This is a genomic window from Cryobacterium sp. M96, from assembly GCF_002929845.1.
GTDB classification, from domain to species: domain Bacteria; phylum Actinomycetota; class Actinomycetes; order Actinomycetales; family Microbacteriaceae; genus Cryobacterium; species Cryobacterium sandaracinum.
Genome location: NZ_PJJS01000038.1, coordinates 30,941 through 47,847, shown reverse-complemented (window position 1 = coordinate 47,847; position 16,907 = coordinate 30,941). Strand labels below are relative to the sequence as shown.

The 16,907-nt window shown below is 71.2% G+C and carries 13 protein-coding genes; 7 read left to right on the top strand and 6 right to left on the bottom strand.

The window, feature by feature from the left end:
• Nucleotides 1–70: 70 nt before the first annotated feature.
• Both CXY79_RS15890 and CXY79_RS04345 read right to left on the bottom strand, forming a co-directional pair.
• Nucleotides 71–229 (bottom strand): hypothetical protein, encoded by a 159-nt coding sequence (locus CXY79_RS15890; protein WP_158250222.1) that lies wholly within the window; start codon nt 227–229, stop codon nt 71–73.
• Nucleotides 230–301: 72 nt separating this feature from the next.
• Nucleotides 302–1,216: a LysR family transcriptional regulator gene (locus CXY79_RS04345; RefSeq protein WP_104099920.1), complete on the bottom strand. Its 915-nt coding sequence runs from the start codon at nt 1,214–1,216 to the stop codon at nt 302–304.
• Nucleotides 1,217–1,357: 141 nt separating this feature from the next.
• On the opposite strand from CXY79_RS04345, the gene CXY79_RS04340 reads away from it, so the two are divergent.
• The 5 genes from CXY79_RS04340 to CXY79_RS04320 all read left to right on the top strand — a co-directional run bounded on the left by CXY79_RS04340 (nt 1,358) and on the right by CXY79_RS04320 (nt 10,976).
• Nucleotides 1,358–4,978, top strand: coding sequence for a bifunctional proline dehydrogenase/L-glutamate gamma-semialdehyde dehydrogenase (locus CXY79_RS04340; RefSeq protein WP_104099962.1), 3,621 nt, complete (start codon nt 1,358–1,360; stop codon nt 4,976–4,978).
• 173 nt (nt 4,979–5,151) lie between these two features.
• Nucleotides 5,152–6,174 (top strand): 3-oxoacyl-ACP synthase III, encoded by a 1,023-nt coding sequence (locus tag CXY79_RS04335; protein WP_104099919.1) that lies wholly within the window; start codon nt 5,152–5,154, stop codon nt 6,172–6,174.
• The gene (locus CXY79_RS04330; protein ID WP_233191236.1) at nt 6,171–8,984 is read left to right on the top strand and encodes an alpha/beta fold hydrolase; all 2,814 of its coding nucleotides are present in this window, start codon (nt 6,171–6,173) and stop codon (nt 8,982–8,984) included. Before CXY79_RS04335 ends, CXY79_RS04330 begins: the two co-directional genes overlap by 4 nt.
• A 103-nt stretch (nt 8,985–9,087) precedes the next feature.
• Nucleotides 9,088–10,056 (top strand): NAD(P)-dependent oxidoreductase, encoded by a 969-nt coding sequence (locus tag CXY79_RS04325; protein ID WP_104099918.1) that lies wholly within the window; start codon nt 9,088–9,090, stop codon nt 10,054–10,056.
• A gap of 146 nt (nt 10,057–10,202) precedes the next feature.
• Nucleotides 10,203–10,976, top strand: coding sequence for an ABC transporter permease (locus tag CXY79_RS04320; protein ID WP_174720184.1), 774 nt, complete (start codon nt 10,203–10,205; stop codon nt 10,974–10,976).
• A gap of 62 nt (nt 10,977–11,038) precedes the next feature.
• On the opposite strand, the gene CXY79_RS04315 is transcribed toward CXY79_RS04320, so the two are convergent.
• Nucleotides 11,039–11,476, bottom strand: a complete 438-nt coding sequence (locus tag CXY79_RS04315) for an Lrp/AsnC family transcriptional regulator (RefSeq protein ID WP_104099917.1) — start codon at nt 11,474–11,476, stop codon at nt 11,039–11,041.
• 347 nt (nt 11,477–11,823) lie between these two features.
• On the opposite strand from CXY79_RS04315, the gene ddaH reads away from it, so the two are divergent.
• On the top strand, nt 11,824–12,702 hold the full coding sequence (gene ddaH, locus CXY79_RS04310) for a dimethylargininase (protein WP_104099959.1): 879 nt from the start codon (nt 11,824–11,826) through the stop codon (nt 12,700–12,702).
• 8 nt (nt 12,703–12,710) lie between these two features.
• Nucleotides 12,711–13,955 (top strand): ornithine--oxo-acid transaminase, encoded by a 1,245-nt coding sequence (gene rocD, locus CXY79_RS04305; RefSeq protein WP_104099958.1) that lies wholly within the window; start codon nt 12,711–12,713, stop codon nt 13,953–13,955.
• Between the two features lie 108 nt (nt 13,956–14,063).
• Here rocD and CXY79_RS04300 read toward each other — a convergent pair whose 3' ends face one another.
• The 3 genes from CXY79_RS04300 to CXY79_RS16385 all read right to left on the bottom strand — a co-directional run bounded on the left by CXY79_RS04300 (nt 14,064) and on the right by CXY79_RS16385 (nt 16,822).
• Nucleotides 14,064–15,323, bottom strand: a complete 1,260-nt coding sequence (locus CXY79_RS04300; protein WP_104099916.1) for an alpha-hydroxy acid oxidase — start codon at nt 15,321–15,323, stop codon at nt 14,064–14,066.
• A gap of 16 nt (nt 15,324–15,339) precedes the next feature.
• The gene (locus tag CXY79_RS04295; protein ID WP_104099915.1) at nt 15,340–16,140 is read right to left on the bottom strand and encodes a FadR/GntR family transcriptional regulator; all 801 of its coding nucleotides are present in this window, start codon (nt 16,138–16,140) and stop codon (nt 15,340–15,342) included.
• Between the two features lie 322 nt (nt 16,141–16,462).
• Nucleotides 16,463–16,822, bottom strand: a complete 360-nt coding sequence (locus CXY79_RS16385) for a glycerophosphodiester phosphodiesterase family protein (protein ID WP_233191235.1) — start codon at nt 16,820–16,822, stop codon at nt 16,463–16,465.
• Between the last annotated feature and the right edge of the window lie 85 nt (nt 16,823–16,907).

Sequence of the window (16,907 nt, the reverse complement as noted above, 5' to 3'; positions counted from 1 at the left end):
CACCGAGACTACTCAGGAACCGAGGCCAGCCCGGGGCGTCGGGCCCGCGCAGCTTGACCGCCCGGCCGGGTCAGTCGGCACGTGCGAGCGTGCTGAGCTCGACGGCGTCGCCGCTCATCGACCAGGTGCCGACGAGCCGGTTGCAGCCGTCGGTGCCGGTGGAGCATCCGGTCAGGCCCAGCGCGAGGGCGACGGCGGCGAAGGCGAGCACAGCGGTTGGCTTCGTCATGGTGGGGCTCCGTTCACGGGTGTCGACGCGAGCCGTCGGACGCGCCCGTTCAACGATCAAAGCCGGGGAAGGTCAGCCTGTCACCGGGGCGGCGACCAGTTCCACGGCGCGGGCCAGGGCGTCGCGCACGGCGAGCACGCCCGGTCGGCTGGCACTCGAGCGCCGGGCCGAGGAGAATACGGTGCGGAGCGGCCCGCCGGGCAGCTCGACACCGCGAACGGTCGGCATCTTCCCGGCCCAGATCAGGTCCGGCAGGATGCCGACGGCATTGCCGGATTCGATCAGGCGGATGTGCGCGATCAGGTCGGCCGTCTCGAACCTCACGTCGGGCTCGAATCCCGCCGACCGGCAGAGCTGGGTCGCCCAGTGCCGTGAGGCGGTTCCTTCCGGCTCCATCACCCAGGGCAGATCGGCGGCGTCGGCGAGCGACGCTGCCGCCGCGCGGCCGCCGCGCGAGGGCGGAACGGCCAGCCGGAGCGCATCCGTCGCCAGGTTCACACGGTCCAGGTCAGGCCAGTGCACCCGGGTGTGCCCGGGATACTGTTCGGCGAGCACGAGGTCGAAATCGCGCGCAGACACCTCGAACAGGCCGCGCTCCGGCTCGCGCTCGGTGACCTCGACCCGCAGTTCGGGGAACTCCTCGGCGAGCAACGTGAGGGCCTGAGGGATGAGGGCGTGCGCCGCGGACTGGAACAGGGCCACGCGCACCGTGCCGGACACGGTCGTCAGCGACGCGGTCATCTCCGCCTCGGCCAGTTCCAGCCGTTCGAGCAGGTAGGTCGTGTGCAGCACCAGAACCTCGGCCTGCGGGGTGAGCCGCACCCGGCGCCCGACCTTCTGCAACAGGGAAACCCCGGCCTCTTTCTCCAGTAGCGCGAGCTGCTGCGACACGGCGGACGGGCTGTAAGCGAGGGCCTCGGCGACTCCCGCCAGGGTGCCGCGGATCTTGAGCTCGTGCAGCAGACGCAGTCGGCGCACATCCAGCATCCGTCACCCTCCTCGATCGTCTCAATACTGATCATAAATGCTAATCAATATCGATCATAAAGATTCGCTTTTGCTAAAGGAACGAAAACCTCACACTGAGATCAGCCGTCCGCCGTGAACGAAAGAACTAGCCTCGTGACCATGACCAACTCCACTCCATCCGTGCAGCACGATCTCAGCGCCGATGTGGTCGCCCTCGTGCAGAAGTGGCTCGCCGAGAGCGCCACGATCCCCGCCGACCTGTCGGCCCAGCGCCTCGCCGGCGTGCTGAAAGACCCGAACGGGCTCGACTTCACCGTGGGCTTCGTCGACGGCGTCATGCGCCCGGAAGACCTCATGGTCGCCGGCTACAACCTGCAGAAGGTTGCGAAACAGGCGCCCGGCTTCCTGCCCTCCTACCTGCGCGCGGCCATCGGCCTCGGCGGCGTGCTCGGCCCGGTGGTGCCCTGGGTGGTCATCCCCGCCGCGCGAAAGGTGCTGCGCCAGATGGTCGGGCACCTGGTCGTGGACGCCACGCCCGAGAAGCTCGGTCCGGCGATCGCCCACCTGCGCGAGTCCGGCAACCGGCTCAACATCAACCTGCTCGGCGAGGCCGTGCTCGGGGAGAAGGAGGCGCTGCGCCGCCTCGAGGGAACCCGCGCCCTGCTGGCCCGCGACGACGTGGACTACGTCTCGATCAAGGTCTCCTCCATCGCCAGCCAACTGTCGATGTGGTCCTTCGACGAGGCCGTCGACCGCGTCGTCGAACGCCTGACCCCGCTCTACGAGCTGGCGGCGGGGGGCGGTTCGACCACCGGGGGCGGCTCCACCACCGGGGCCAAGTTCATCAACCTCGACATGGAGGAGTACCGCGACCTCGACCTCACCATCGCGGTGTTCGAGCGCATCCTCGACCAGCCTCAGCTGCTGCACTTGGAGGCCGGCATCGTGCTGCAGGCCTATCTGCCCGACGCCCTCGGGGCCCTGCAGGGTCTTACCCACTGGGCGCAGGGCCGCCGGGCCGCGGGCGGAGCCCCGATCAAGGTGCGCGTCGTCAAGGGCGCCAACCTGGCCATGGAACACGTCGACTCGGCCGTGCACGACTGGCCGCTGGCGACCTACTCCACCAAGCAGGACAGCGACACGAACTACAAGCGCGTGCTCGACTGGGCCTTCACCCCGCAGAACACGGATGCCGTCAAGATCGGCGTCGCCGGCCACAACCTCTTCGACGTGGCCTGGGCCCACCTCCTGGCCACGAAGCGCGGCGTGGACGACCGGGTCGAGTTCGAGATGCTGCTGGGCATGGCCACCAGCCAGGCCGAGGCCGTGAGCCGCGACGTCGGCCGCCTCCTGCTCTACACGCCCGTCGTGAACCCGGCCGAATTCGACGTGGCCATCAGCTACCTGATCCGCCGCCTCGAGGAGAACGCCAGCCAGGACAACTTCATGTCGGCGGTGTTCGAGCTGACGAGTTCCCCGCAGCTCTTCGACCGCGAGAAGGAGCGGTTCCTGGCCTCTCTCGCGGGCCTCGACGCGGTCGTCCCACAGCCGAACCGCCGCCAGGACCGTACCCAGGTCACCCAGCTCGATGCAGCCGGCCGCGGCGAGGTACCCGCAAGCGAATCCGGCGATGACGAGGATGAATTCGGCGACGAGTCCGGCGTCGGGCTCACCGCAGCCGTGCTCGGGCTCACCCGCGGCTCGGTCGAGAGCCTGCCGCACCCCGGTTTCCACAACGAACCCGACACAGACCCGTCCCTGCCCGCGAACCGGGCCTGGGGTCGTCACATCCTGAGCCGGGTCGAGACCTCCACGCTCGGGCTGGACGCCATCCGTGACGCCCGGGTCAGCGACCCGGCCGAGCTGGACCGCCTGATTGAGGCCGCGGCGGCCTGCGGCGCCGCCTGGGGGCAGCGCACCGGAGCGGAGCGCGCCGCAGTGCTTCACCGGGCCGGGCTCGCGCTCGCCGCGAACCGCGACCGCCTGATCGAGGTGATGGCCGCCGAAACCGGTAAGACCATCGCCGAGGGTGACCCCGAGGTCAGCGAGGCGATCGACTTCGCCCACTACTACGCCGAACGGGCCCGCGACCTCGACGCCGTGCAGGGCGCGATCTTCGTGCCCTCGAAGCTGACCGTGGTCACCCCGCCGTGGAATTTCCCGGTAGCCATCTCCGCCGGCGGCGTGCTCGCCGCCCTCGCGGCCGGCTCCGGCGTCATCGTCAAGCCCGCCAAGCTCGCCCAGCGTTCCGGCGCGGTCATGGTCGAGGCGCTCTGGGAAGCCGGCGTGCCGCGCGACCTGCTCGTGCTCGTGGACCTCGCCGACCGGGAACTGGGTACCCGCCTGATCTCGCACCCGGCCGTCGACCGCGTCATCCTGACCGGGGGCTACGAGACCGCGCAGCTGTTCCGCAGCTTCCGCGAGGACCTGCCCCTCCTGGCCGAGACAAGCGGCAAGAACGCCATCATCGTCACTCCCTCCGCCGACCTCGACCTCGCCGCCGCCGATGTCATCAAAAGCGCCTTCGGGCACGCCGGGCAGAAGTGCTCGGCCGCGAGCCTGGTCATCCTGGTCGGATCGGTCGCCAAATCGGAGCGCTTCATCAGTCAGTTGACGGATGCCGCGACCTCCCTGCGCGTCGGCCGCCCCTCCGACCCGGTCACCCAGATGGGCCCCATCATCGAGCCGGCCGAGGGCAAGCTGCGCCACGCCCTCACCACGCTCGGCGTCGGCGAAAAGTGGCTGGTCGAGCCCCAGCAGCTCGACGAGTCCGGCACCCTCTGGTCGCCGGGCATCCGCACCGGGGTGCTGCCCGGCTCCTACGTGCACCTGACCGAGTTCTTCGGGCCCGTGCTCGGAGTGATGCACGCCCGCAACCTGGCGGAAGCCATCCGTTTCCAGAACGCGGTCGACTACGGCCTCACCTCGGGGCTGCACTCGCTCGACCCGGCCGAGCTGACCGAATGGCTGGACACGATCGAGGCCGGCAACCTCTACGTGAATCGTGGCATCACCGGCGCGATCGTGCAGCGCCAGCCCTTCGGCGGCTGGAAGCGCTCGGCCGTGGGACCGGGCACCAAGGCCGGCGGCCCGAACTACCTGTACGGGTTCGGCAGCTGGGTGAGCGAAGCCGGCCGCAACAGCTCGACGCTCCACCTGCGCGGCCTCGACCAAACCGTCACCGCCCTGATAGAGGCGGCGCAGACCGTGCTCGACTACGCGGACTTCGACGTGCTGCGCCGGTCGGCGCTGAGTGACGCGCTGGCCTGGCGCGACGAGTTCGGCGCGGTCAGGGACGTCTCAGACCTCGGTCTCGAACGCAACCTGTTCCGCTACCGCCCGCTGCCCGTCACCGTGCGCCTGACCGAGGCCGGCACCCTCGCCGACCTGCTGCGCGTGATCATTGCCGCGACCCTGTCGACGGCGTCGTTCGAGGTCTCCAGCGCCATCCCGGTGCCGCCGATGGTGCGCAACGTGCTCGCCGAGCGCGAGATCGCGGTCTCGGTCGAGAGCGACGACGAATGGCTGCAGCGGGCCGAGGCCGGTGGCATCCGCACCAGCCGGGTGCGCCTGATCGGCGGGGACCGCCTGACAGGGGCGCAGGCGGAGGCCTCCCGCCTGGCCCACGCGCTCGGCGGCAGCCCGGACATCGCGGTGTACGCACACCCCGTCACCCAGGCCGGCCGGGTCGAGCTGCTCCCGTTCCTGCGCGAGCAGGCGATCTCGATCACGGCGCACCGCTTCGGCAACCCGAGCACACTCTCCGAGGGGATCATCTAGGGGCCGGGCTGCGGCCCGTGCGACGGCGGTCGACCACAAGGCTAAAATAGGATTTTGGTGGCCGCAGTCTGCGGTCGACTGCACCAGCAGGAGTGCGGACAACGATCAGGCTTCTGGTGCACAATGATCGAGGCGCGGCTGACCACTGCTGCAATTCGACAGGGGATCCACAGTTGGACGGTAACGCAACGACGACGCACCGCAATGTCGCCCTGCTGTCGGTGGCGACCGAGCTCGCCCCGCAGGTCACGACCTCGGTGGACATCGATCGTCGCCTGCAGCCGGCCCTCAAACGGCTGAAGCTGCCGAGCGGCCTGCTCCAGCGGGTGGCGGGCGTGCATGAGCGCCGCAACTGGGCGCCCGGCCAGGCCTTCGACGACGCGGCCGTCGCGGCCGGCACGCGCGCCCTGGCCGCCGCCGGCATCCAACCGGGCCAGGTCGGCCTGATGATCAACACCTCGGTGACCCGCAAGCACCTCGAGCCCTCGGTGGCCGTGCGCATCCACCACGGCCTCGGCCTGCCCTCCTCGGCCACGAACTTCGACATCGCGAACGCCTGCCTCGGTTTCGTCAACGGCATGACCCTGGCCGCACAGCTGATCGACTCCGGCCAGGTGCAGTACGCCGTGATCATCGACGGGGAGGACGCCGACGAGATCCAGACCAACACGATCGAGCGCCTCGGCCGCCCGGACATCAACCGCAAGGACTTCATGAGCGAGTTCGCGAGCCTGACGCTCGGCTCCGGCGCGGCCGCGGCCGTGCTCGGTCGGGCCGACGCGCATCCGGAGGGGCACCGCATCCTCGGCGGCGTGACCCGCGCCGCCACCGAGTTCAACGGCCTCTGCGTCGGCAGCGTCGACGGCATGTTCACCGACGCCAAGGCGCTGCTCAAGGGTGGCATGGAGCTCGTCGTTTCGGCCTGGACCGAGGCCAAACGCGACTGGAACTGGTCGGGCATGGACCGGTACATCCTGCACCAGGTGTCGGATGTGCACACCGACGCGATCGTGAAGGCGACCGGGCTGGACCGCAGCCGGGTGCCGCTCACCTACCCGCTGTACGGCAATGTGGGGCCCGCGTCGATCCCGATCACCCTGGCCGAGGAAGCCGCGCGGCTCAGGACCGGCGACCGGGTGCTGCTGATGGGCGTCGGCAGTGGCCTGAACACGGCCATGATGGAACTCGCCTGGTGAAGCGCGGCTCTGCCCCCGTGTCCTACCGTCTCCCGCGCGCCGCGGCGACGCCGGCGCCCGCGTCCCTGCCGCCGGCCGGCCTGTCGGGGCTCGATGCCGCGTTCTCGCGCCTGGTGCCGGTCGTGTCGACCGCCTCCGGGCATCCGGTCACCCGCACCTGGCACCTGCTCGACAACGCGGAGCGTCTCGCCGAGCTGGGCGTCACCCCCGTGGGCACGGTGCTCTGCGTGCACGGTAACCCCACCTGGTCCTACCTGTGGCGCGAGTTCGTCACGGCGGCGACGGATGCGGCCTGTCACGGCGGCGAGGCCTGGCGCGTCATCGCCGTCGACCAGCTCGAGATGGGCTTCTCCGAGCGAAGCGGCGCGGTGCGCCCGCTCGCCACGCGCGTGCGGGACCTGGGCGAGCTCACCGACACCCTCGGCCTGGCCGGCCCGGTGGTCACCTTCGGTCACGACTGGGGCGGGTCGATCTCGCTCGGCTGGGCCGTCGACCACCCGGACGTGCTCGCCGGGGTCATGCTGCTGAACACGGCCGTGCACCAGCCGAGCGATGCGCCGGTGCCGGCCCCGCTGCGGCTGGCCCTGCGGAGCAGCGTGCTCGGCTCCGGCACTGTGGCCACGCCGGCGTTTCTGGAGACGACACTGGCACTGGCGCACCCGCCGCTTCCGGCCGCGGTGAAGCAGGCGTATCGCGCGCCCTACCGCGGCGCGGCCCGCCGCGGCGGGATCGGCGCGTTCGTCGCCGACATCCCGGTGCATGGCGCACACGAAAGCGCGGCCGAAATCGCCCGCATCTCCGGCGGCATCCGCGACCTGACCGTACCGGCCCTGATGCTCTGGGGCCCGACCGACCCGATCTTCAGCGATCGCTACCTCGACGACCTCGTGGACCGCCTGCCGCACGCGGACGTGCATCGCTTCGAGGGTGCCGGGCATCTCGTCATGGAAGACGTCGACTACGCCGCGGCCGCCCTGACCTGGCTCGGCGACCGCGCGGTGCCTGCCGCTGCAATCGCCGCTGCCGCCTCCGCCGCTTCCTCCGCTGCCCCTCAGGTTGCCGTTTCGGTCGAACAGGGTGTGGACGGCTGGGCGGCCGGCGAGCGGCATCCGCTCTGGCACTATCTGGAGGAACTGCAGAACAGCGACGAGACCGCGCTGATCGACATGGCCCCGCCCGGGGGCGGCGCACCCCGCGTCGTCAGCTGGCGCCTGCTCTCCCGGCGGGTGCGGCAGCTCGCCTGCGGCCTCGATCGTATCGGCGTGCGGAAAGGCGACCGGGTCTCGCTGCTCGTTCCACCCGGCGCCGACCTGACCGCGGTGCTCTACGCCTGCGTGCGGATCGGCGCGGTCGTGGTGGTCGCGGATGCCGGCCTCGGCCTACGCGGGCTGACCCGCGCCGTGCGCGGCGCGCGCCCCGACCACGTGATCGGCGCCGTCCCCGGGCTGCTCGCCGCCCGGGCCCTCGACTGGCCCGGCCAGAAGATCTCCGTGGCGCGGTTTCCCCGCGCCGCCATGCGCGCCCTCGACATCTCCGCCACCCTCGCCGAGCTGATCGCGCTCGGCGGGGACGAGCAGCTTCCGCCGCCGCCGGAACCCGGAGACACTGCCGCCGTGCTGTTCACCTCCGGCTCGACCGGGCCGGCCAAGGGCGTCGTCTACACGCACGGCCAGCTCGCCGCGGTCAGCCACGCGCTGTTCGCGCAGTACGGCGTGGGCCGCGGCACCGGCCTGGTGGCCGGCTTCGCCCCGTTCGCGCTGCTCGGCCCGGCCCTCGGCGCCCGCTCGGTGACCCCGGACATGGACGTGACGAAGCCGAAGACCCTGACCGCCGCATCCGTCGCCGCCGCGGTCGCCGCCATCGACGCGACCGTGGTATTCCTGTCGCCGGCCGCGCTGGCCAACGTCGTGGCCACCGCCGGCAGCCTGACCGCCGCCGACCATGTCAGCCTCGCCGGCGTGTCGAGCTTTCTCTCCGCTGGTGCCCCCGTCTCCGAGCCACTGCTCGCGGCCGCGGCCCGGCTGATGCCGTCGGCCTCCGCGCACACGCCCTACGGCATGACCGAGGGGCTGCTGATGGCCGACATCTCGCTCGACGGCATCCGCGAGGCGATGGCCACGGCGACCACGCCGGGGGTCTCGCCGTCTGCCTTGTCCTCTGCCGCGACGGCGACGGATGCCCCGGCCGGCCCCGGCGGGGTCTGCGTCGGCCGCGCGACGGCGACCACGCGCATCCGCACGAGCGCCCTCGACGCCGAGGGGCACGCCACCGGCGAGCTGTCGGAGGCCGCCGGGGTCACCGGCGAGATCGTGGTCTCCGCGCCGCACGTCGAGGACCACTACGACCGCCTGTGGCTGACCGACCGGGCCGCCCGCAGCGGCGCCGTGCCCGGTGAACGCTGGCACCGCACGGGCGACGTCGGGCACTTCGACGACGCCGGACGCCTCTGGGTGGAAGGGCGCCTGCCGCATGTGATCACGACGGCGATCGGCGTCGTGACCCCGGTCGGTCCCGAGCAGCGCATCGAGTCCGTCGCAGCGGTGGCCCGGGCCGCCGTCGTCGGGGTTGGGCCGACCGGCACCCAGCAGGTGGTCGCCGTGGTCGAGACCCGCACGCCGACCCGCCGGGTTGCGCTGGCCGACCCCGGGCTGGCCGCCGCCGTGCGTGCCGTCGCGGGGCTGCCGCTGGCCGCGGTGCTGGTCGTGCCGCACCTGCCCACGGACATCCGTCACAACTCGAAGATCGACCGCACCCGGCTGGGGCGCTGGGCCGGCGGCATCCTTTCCGGTGCGCGGATGACTCGCCCGTGAGGCGCCTCTCTCGTCACGCGCAGGCTGCGCCCCTCCGCTGCCGGCACGCCACGCGCGCAGCGGCGCAGCACCCGCGCAGCACATTTTCGCCGACGGTGCTGCCGTGAGGGTGCTTGTCACCGGGGCCAGCGGCTTCCTCGGCCGGGCCGTCGCGGCCGAGATCGCGGCCGCCGGACACGAGGTGCGAGCCTTCCAGCGGCGCCCGTCGGGCGTGCCCGGCGTGACCGACCTGCTCGGCTCGGTCACCGCGCCCGCCGAGGCCCGGCGCGCCGTCGCCGGAATGGACGCGGTCGTGCACCTGGCCGCCAAGGTGTCCCTGGCCGGCAGCCCGGCCGAGTTCGCCGCCGTGAACGTGGGCGGCACGCGCACCCTGCTGGCCGCGGCCGCGGATGCCGGAGCCTCCCGCTTCGTCTTCGTGTCGTCGCCCTCGGTCGCCCACACCGGGGCATCCATTGTCGGCAGCGAAGCCGAGCCGGCCGACCCGGCCGAAGCCCGCGGTCCCTACGCCCGCACCAAGGCCGAGGCCGAACTGGTCGCCCTCGCCGCGGATTCGGCCGCCCTGCGCGTGGTCGCCGTGCGGCCGCACCTGGTCTGGGGCCCGGGAGACACCCAGCTCGTGGCCCGGATCGTCGAGCGCGCCCGCGCCGGACGCCTGCCGCTGCTCGGCCACGGCGCCGCCCTGATCGACACCACCTACATCGACAACGCCGCCACGGCCATCGCGGCAGCCCTCGATCAGGCCGACGCCGTGCACGGCCGCTCCTACGTGATCACGAACGGGGAGCCGCGGCCGGTCGCCGAACTGCTCGCGGGCATGTGCCGGGCCGCCGGCGTGCCGGCGCCGGCCTGGCGGGTCCCGGCCGCAGTTGCCCGCGGTGCGGGGGCGCTGATCGAGGCGGCCTGGCGCATCCGTCCGGGCGCCGACGAGCCGCCGATGACCCGGTTCCTGGCCGAGCAGCTCTCGACCGCGCACTGGTTCGACCAGCGCCGCACCCGGTCCGAGCTGCGGTGGACGCCCGCGGTGAGCCTCGATGAGGGCTTCCGCCGCCTCGCCGCCTCGTACGACGGCTAGCTTTCTCGGGCACTGGCGGCCTCAACGGATGCCCAGGGCCGTCCGTGCGATCGCCAGCGCCCCTTCCGCGCGCTGACGGAGCCCAGTCGTTGACGGATTCCGATCACCGGGGCCTGCCGGGCGCGGCGGCTCGCTAGGCTCGTCACGTGACCTGGCCCCGCGACCTCCCCGCCCAGCTGGCCGGACTGGCGCCGACCCTGCTCGGGATCGCGCTGCTCATCGCGATCGTCACGCTGGTGCTGCGCGGCTACCGGGTGCCGCATCCGTTCGCACCGGCCCTCGCCGTGCTGCGCGGCGCCCTGCAGCTCGCCGCGATCAGCCTGATCCTCAGCGGCATCATCTCCGACCCGTTCTGGGTCGGCGTGGGTCTGGCGGTCATGTTCACCGCTGCGGTCGGCACGGTCACCCGCCGGATCGGCGCCACCCGGCGGCACGCGGCCTGGGTGGCCGCCTCGATGGGCCTGGGCGTGATGGTCACCCTCCTCGTGGTCTTCGGCACCGGCGCGCTCGAGTTCACGCCGCGCTACGTGTTGTCGTTCGGCGGCATCATCATCGGCAACGCCATGTCGATCGCCACGCTCTCCGGCCGGCGCTTCACCGAGGGCGTGACCGAGCACTGGGAGGAGGTCGAGGGCTGGCTGGCCCTCGGCGCCACCCCGCGCCAGTCCACCCGAGAACTGGCCTGCCGCGCGGTGTACTTCGCCCTGATCCCCTCGACCGACCAGACGAAGACCACCGGGCTGGTCACGCTGCCCGGAGCCTTCGTGGGAGCGATTTTCGGTGGAGCCTCGCCGCTCGAGGCAGGGCGGTTCCAGATCGTGGTGCTTGCCGGCATCCTCTGCGCCGGATCGATCGCGGCGGTCGCCCTGATCCACCTGCTGGCCCCCGTGACCCGGCGCCCCGTCCCGGTGCCGGGCTAGCGACACGCGCCGCGCTGATGTCCTCGGCGCCGGCCGGTCCGATCCTGCTGGGAGCCGGGCGGCTACTCGGCGGAGCGGTGAATCAGCCGGGAGAGCACGATCGCGCTGCGGGTGTGGTCCACGTTGGGTGCCAAACGCACCTTTTCCAGCGCCGCCTCCAGACCGGGGATGTCCCGGGCCCGGATGTGCACGATGGCGTCGGCGCTGCCCGTGACGGTTCCGGCGTCCACGACCTCTGGCACCCCGGACAGGATGCGCAGTAATTCCTCGGGCGCCACGGTGCCGCGGCAGAACAGCTCGACGTAGGCCTCGGTGCTCATGCCGTCGATGGCCGGATCCACCTGGATGGTGAAACCGCGGATGACGCGGTCGGCCACGAGCCGGTCGACCCGGCGTTTCACGGCCGACGCCGAGAGTCCGACGACCGAGCCGATATCGCCGTATCCCGCCCGGGCGTTCTGGCGGAGCAGGTCGAGAATGCCACGGTCGAGGTTGTCCATGCCGAGAGTCTAGGGGGCATCGTTGCGCTGGCGCACGCATTAACGCAGAAAACCCGCGCCCGATAGCGCAATTCACTGGATAGCTGCGCCGTGGCGAGCGGAGCAACGGGCGGACGTGCGGCATCCGTCATCGCCCGTTGTGGCGGAAAACTGCGTGAGGTGCCGGACGCGCGCACGTTTTCGGCGCAGAGTGGGGTGCACATCCGATTCGTGCTGTGTGAGACTAAGTATGGCGTCTCTGCCCAGGCGTTTCGTGCCGGCAGAGCTCTCGTGAGTGACCTGGTCCGCCATCCACCCCGCCAGCCGACCTCACCCGAAGGGGGCGGATGGCCGCCGAAGGAGTCACCATGTCGACCAACCTCACCGCCCCGAACCTGGACGAGCTCGTCTCGCCGACCCTCCCCGTGCGCACGCCCGTCAAGCGCATCGTGCTGATGTGCAAGCCCGAATTCTTTTCCGTCGTCTATCGCATCAACCCCTGGATGGATCCCGCCATCCCGACGGACACCGCGCTCGCCGTCGCCCAGTGGCAAACGCTTCACGACACCTATGTCGGCCTCGGCTTCGACGTGCACCTGATCGAACCCGTCGACGGCCTGCCGGACATGGTCTACGCGGCCAATGGCGGATTCGTCATCGACAACATCTCCTACGGCGCGGCCTTCACCTACGCCGAACGCCAGCCGGAAGGTCCGGCCTACATGGACTGGTTCGGTGCCAACGGCTTCGACGTGCGCGTGCCGGCGGAGATCAACGAGGGCGAGGGCGACTTCCTGCTCGTGGGCGACGTGATCCTCGCGGGCACCGGGTTCCGCAGCGCCTCGAACAGCCATGAAGAGGTGTCGGCGATCTACGGCCGCCCCGTGATCACGCTCAACCTGATCAATCCGAGCTTTTACCACCTCGACACGGCCATCGCCGTGCTCGACGCGTCGCCGGCCACGGGCAACGGCGAGATCGCCTACCTGCCGAGCGCGTTCGACGAGCCGAGCCTGGCCATCCTGCGCGAGCGATTCCCGGACGCCATCATCGTCGCCGAGGAGGACGCGGCCATCCTCGGCCTCAACTCCTATTCCGACGGCTACAACGTGGTCATCGCCGCGCGGGCGAAGGGCTTCGAGGCCCAACTGCGCGCCCGCGGCTTCAACCCGATCGGGGTCGACCTGTCCGAGCTGCTGCTCGGTGGAGGAGGCGTGAAGTGCTGCACCCTGGAGCTGCGCCGATGACCGACCCGATGACCGACCAGGCCACCGCCCCGGCCGCCGCGCTCGGACAGGCCGCGTATATCGCGCTGGAAGACGAGCACGCGGCCCACAATTACCATCCGCTGCCCGTGGTCGTCGCGTCCGGCGACGGCGCCTGGGTGACGGATGTCGACGGCCGCCGCTACCTGGACTGCCTGGCCGCGTACTCCGCGGTCAACTTCGGCCACTCCAACCCGCTCCTGTTGGACGCCGCTCGCGAGCAACTGGGCCGCATCACGCTCACCAGCCGCGCCTTCCACAACGACCAGCTCGGCCCGTTCGTGACCGCGCTCGCCGAGCTCTCCGGCAAGGACATGGTCCTGCCGATGAACACGGGCGCCGAGGCGGTGGAGTCCGGCATCAAGGTGGCCCGCGCCTGGGGCTATCGGGTCAAGGGCGTCGCCGCCGGGATGGCGAACATCATCGTGGCCGGGGAGAACTTTCACGGCCGCACCACCACGATCGTCAGCTTCTCCGACGACGAGTCGGCCCGTAAGGATTTCGGGCCGTTCACGCCGGGGTTCCGCACGGTTCCCTACGGAGACGCCGCGGCCCTCGAGGCTGCGATCGACGCGAACACGGTCGCGGTGCTGCTCGAGCCCATCCAGGGCGAGGCCGGCATCGTCGTGCCGCCGGCCGACTACCTGCCGGCCGTGCGCGAGATCACGAACCGCCACAATGTGCTGTTCATCGCCGACGAGATCCAGTCCGGCCTCGGCCGCACGGGAGCGACCTTCGCTTGCGACCTGGTGGGCGTCGTTCCTGACCTCTACCTGCTCGGCAAGGCACTCGGCGGCGGCATCGTGCCGGTCTCGGCGGTCGTCGGCAATCGGGACATCCTCGGTGTGCTCCGCCCCGGCGAGCACGGCTCGACCTTCGGCGGCAACCCGCTGGCGGCGGCCGTCGGCCTCGCCGTGGTGAAACTGCTGGCCACCGGCGAGCAGCAGGAGCGCGCGCGTGTTCTCGGCGCCCGCCTGCACGACGGGCTGACCGGGTTGATCGGCCAGGGCGTCGTGGCCGTGCGTGGCGCCGGCCTCTGGGCCGGCATCGACATCGACCCGACGCTGGCCCCCGGCCGGGTGGTCTGCGAGGCCCTCCTGGCCCGCGGCGTGCTCGCGAAGGACACCCACGGCTTCACCATCCGGTTGGCCCCGCCGATCGTGGTCTCCGAGGCCGACCTCGACTGGGCGGTCGAGCAATTGGCCGCCGTGCTCGCAGAGCTCGCCGCCGCGTAGCCGAGCCGCCGAGTTATCCCGCTTGTGCCGAGTTGACCCGCTGGAACGGGTCAGCTCGGCACAAACGCCGACACTCGGCGAGGTGCGACCGGCCGGGCGGCCACGACACTACACGCCGACGGATGCCGCCACCGGCTGCGCGATGCGGCCGAGGCGTGCGAGCTGGGTGACGTGGCCCGGCTCGAGCTCCTCCAGGCTGTTCACGCCGAGCAGTCGCATGGTGCGGGAGACCTGCTCGGAGAGGATCTGGACGGCCCGGTCGACGCCGGCCTCGCCGCCGGCCATCAGGCCGTAGAGGTAGGCGCGGCCGATCAGGGTGAAGCGGGCACCGAGGGCAACGGACGCGACGATGTCGGCGCCGCTCATGATGCCCGTGTCCAGGTGCACCTCGTATTCGCTGCCGACCTCGCGCACGACGTTCGGCAGCAGGTGGAACGGGATCGGGGCGCGGTCGAGCTGGCGCCCGCCGTGGTTGGAGAGGATGATGCCGTCCACGCCGAGGGCGGCGAGCGTGCGCGCATCCGCCAGGCTCTGTACGCCCTTGACGACGATCTTGCCGGGCCACTGCGCCTTGATCCAGGCCAGGTCCTCGAAGGTGACGGTGGGGTCGAACATGGTGTCGAGCAGGTCGGCGACTGTGCCGCTCCAGCGGTCCAGGCTGGCGAAGGCGAGCGGTTCGGTGGTGAGGAAGTTGATCCACCACTCCGGCCGCGGCAGTGCGTTGATGACCGTTCCGGCGGTCAGGGCCGGCGGGATCGAGAAACCGTTGCGCTTGTCGCGCAGGCGCGCGCCGGCCACGGGCACGTCCACAGTCACCAGCAGGGTGTCGTAGCCGGCCTTCGCGGCCCGGTCCACGAGCGCCATCGAGCGGTCGCGGTCCTTCCACATGTAGAGCTGGAACCAGTTGCGCCCGTGGGGGTTCGCGGCCTTGACGTCCTCGATCGACGTGGTGCCCATGGTCGACAGGGAGAAGGGAATGCCGGCCCGGGCCGCGACGTGGGCGCCCGCGATCTCACCCTCGGTCTGCATCATCCGGGTGAACCCGGTCGGGGCGATTCCGAAGGGCTGGGCCACGGGGGCGCCGAGCACGTCCCAGCCCGTCGACACGGCCGACACGTCCCGCAGGATCGACGGGTTGAACTCGATGTCCTCGAAGGCCTGGCGGGCACGGCCCAGCGACAGCTCAGCCTCGGCGGCGCCGTCGGTGTAGTCGAACGCGGCCTTGGGGGTGCGCTTCTTGGCGATGTCGCGCAGGTCGTAGATGGTGAGCGCGCCCTCGAGGCGGCGCTTCTTCGCGTTCAGTTCGGGGGTCTTGAAGTGCATCAGCGGGGCAAGGTCTTTGATCTTCGGGATGCGTCGTTGAACCATGGTCGAAGGGTCCTTTCTATCGGGCCACCGGGTGCCCGTTGGCATCCGTGTGGTCGTTGGCGAAGAGGTCGGGCAGGTGGTTGGCAAGGTGGGTTTCGGCGTAGTAACCCGCGATATGGGACTGCACGAGGCTGCGGGCGGCCGGGGGATCGCCGGCCTCGATCGCGCCGAGGATCGCGCGGTGTTCGGTGCGGAGACGGGCGGAGGTGTCGGGCCAGGAAGTGAGGCTGGTCGCGCCCGCCCGCACATAGCCCTCGATGGCACTGCGCAGCCCCGCCATCGTGGCGGTCACGACCTGGTTGCCCGATGCGGTGGCCAGGGCCAGGTGGAACGCGGCGTCGAGGGCCAGGAATTCCCCCTCGGTCAGCGCGGGAGACTCCATGGCGCAGAGCAGCAGCTCGGGCGTCGTCAGGTCGGGGTGCAGGGAGGCGTTGGCGTCCATGGTGGAACTGGCCTGGGCGGATGCCTCCGCCAGCTCGGTCACGACCGAGGCCTCGAGCACCAGCCGGGTCTTGACCACGTCAGAGACGGGGAACCCCTGCGCCGCCACCTGCAGACGCATCAGCGCCGACATGCCGCCGCCGGGCAGGGCCACGATGATCGCACCCGCCGTGGGCCCCGACCCGGCGGACGTGCGAAGCAGCCCGAGCACTTCGAGCACCCGGATGGCCTCGCGCACGCTGGACCGTCCGACGCCCAGCTCGGCGGCGAGGGCCCGCTCGGGCGGAAGATGGTCACCCGGGCGTAGTCGCCCACTGAGGAGATCCAGCTCGATGTTCTGCAACACGACTTCCCAGGCACGGCGTTCGATGCTCATGGGCTCCTCCTCGACGTTGGGGTGGCATGCGGTGTGCCCGGCGGGGATCATGCGTCGGGCGGTGTGGTCTGACCACACGCTACACGACGCGCCCGATGCGCACCAGCGCCCGCGGCGCATCAGTCACCGGGTATACGCCGCCGGCACCTTCAGGCCGCACTCAGGCTGGTCAAGTCCGCGGTCTCGTTCACCGTCCACGGGACGACTGGGAGGCCGAGGCCGCCCAGGTTCGGGCTGGATTCGGGCTGCCCGACGCCCGGTCAGGAATCCCCGCTCGATCGGGCCCCCAGGGTCAGATCCGGGGCGATTTGCCGGGTGAGGTTCAGTGACGCCCAGTCGAAGCTCTGCAGGACTGACCGATCCGACTGCCGGGGGTGTTCGCCTGCTCAGGGAAGCCCGGCGACTGCTGGTAGCCGCAGTCCAGGGTGCGGATCTCGGCCAGGCTCAGGTCGCGCACCCGGTCGTCGGCATAGGGAAAGGCCGAGTCGCCGGGGAACGCGGGAGCGGCGTCGGCGCATTTGCTGGACGTCATCACGTCGTCGTGCCACACCACCACCTGGTTGGCACTGGACAAATGGGTGTCCAGCTCGAGTGTGCTCACACCCAACTCGGGAGACCCGGCGAAGGCGGTCAGTGATTCCTCGGTCCACTGGCCGCGGCCGCCGCGATCAGGATTGAGCACATTGCGTGGTTCCCCTGGAGTTGCGTGAACCGGCGGCAGTCCGCCTCCGGTTCTCCACGCTGCGAACCGGACGTGGCCGGGGTGG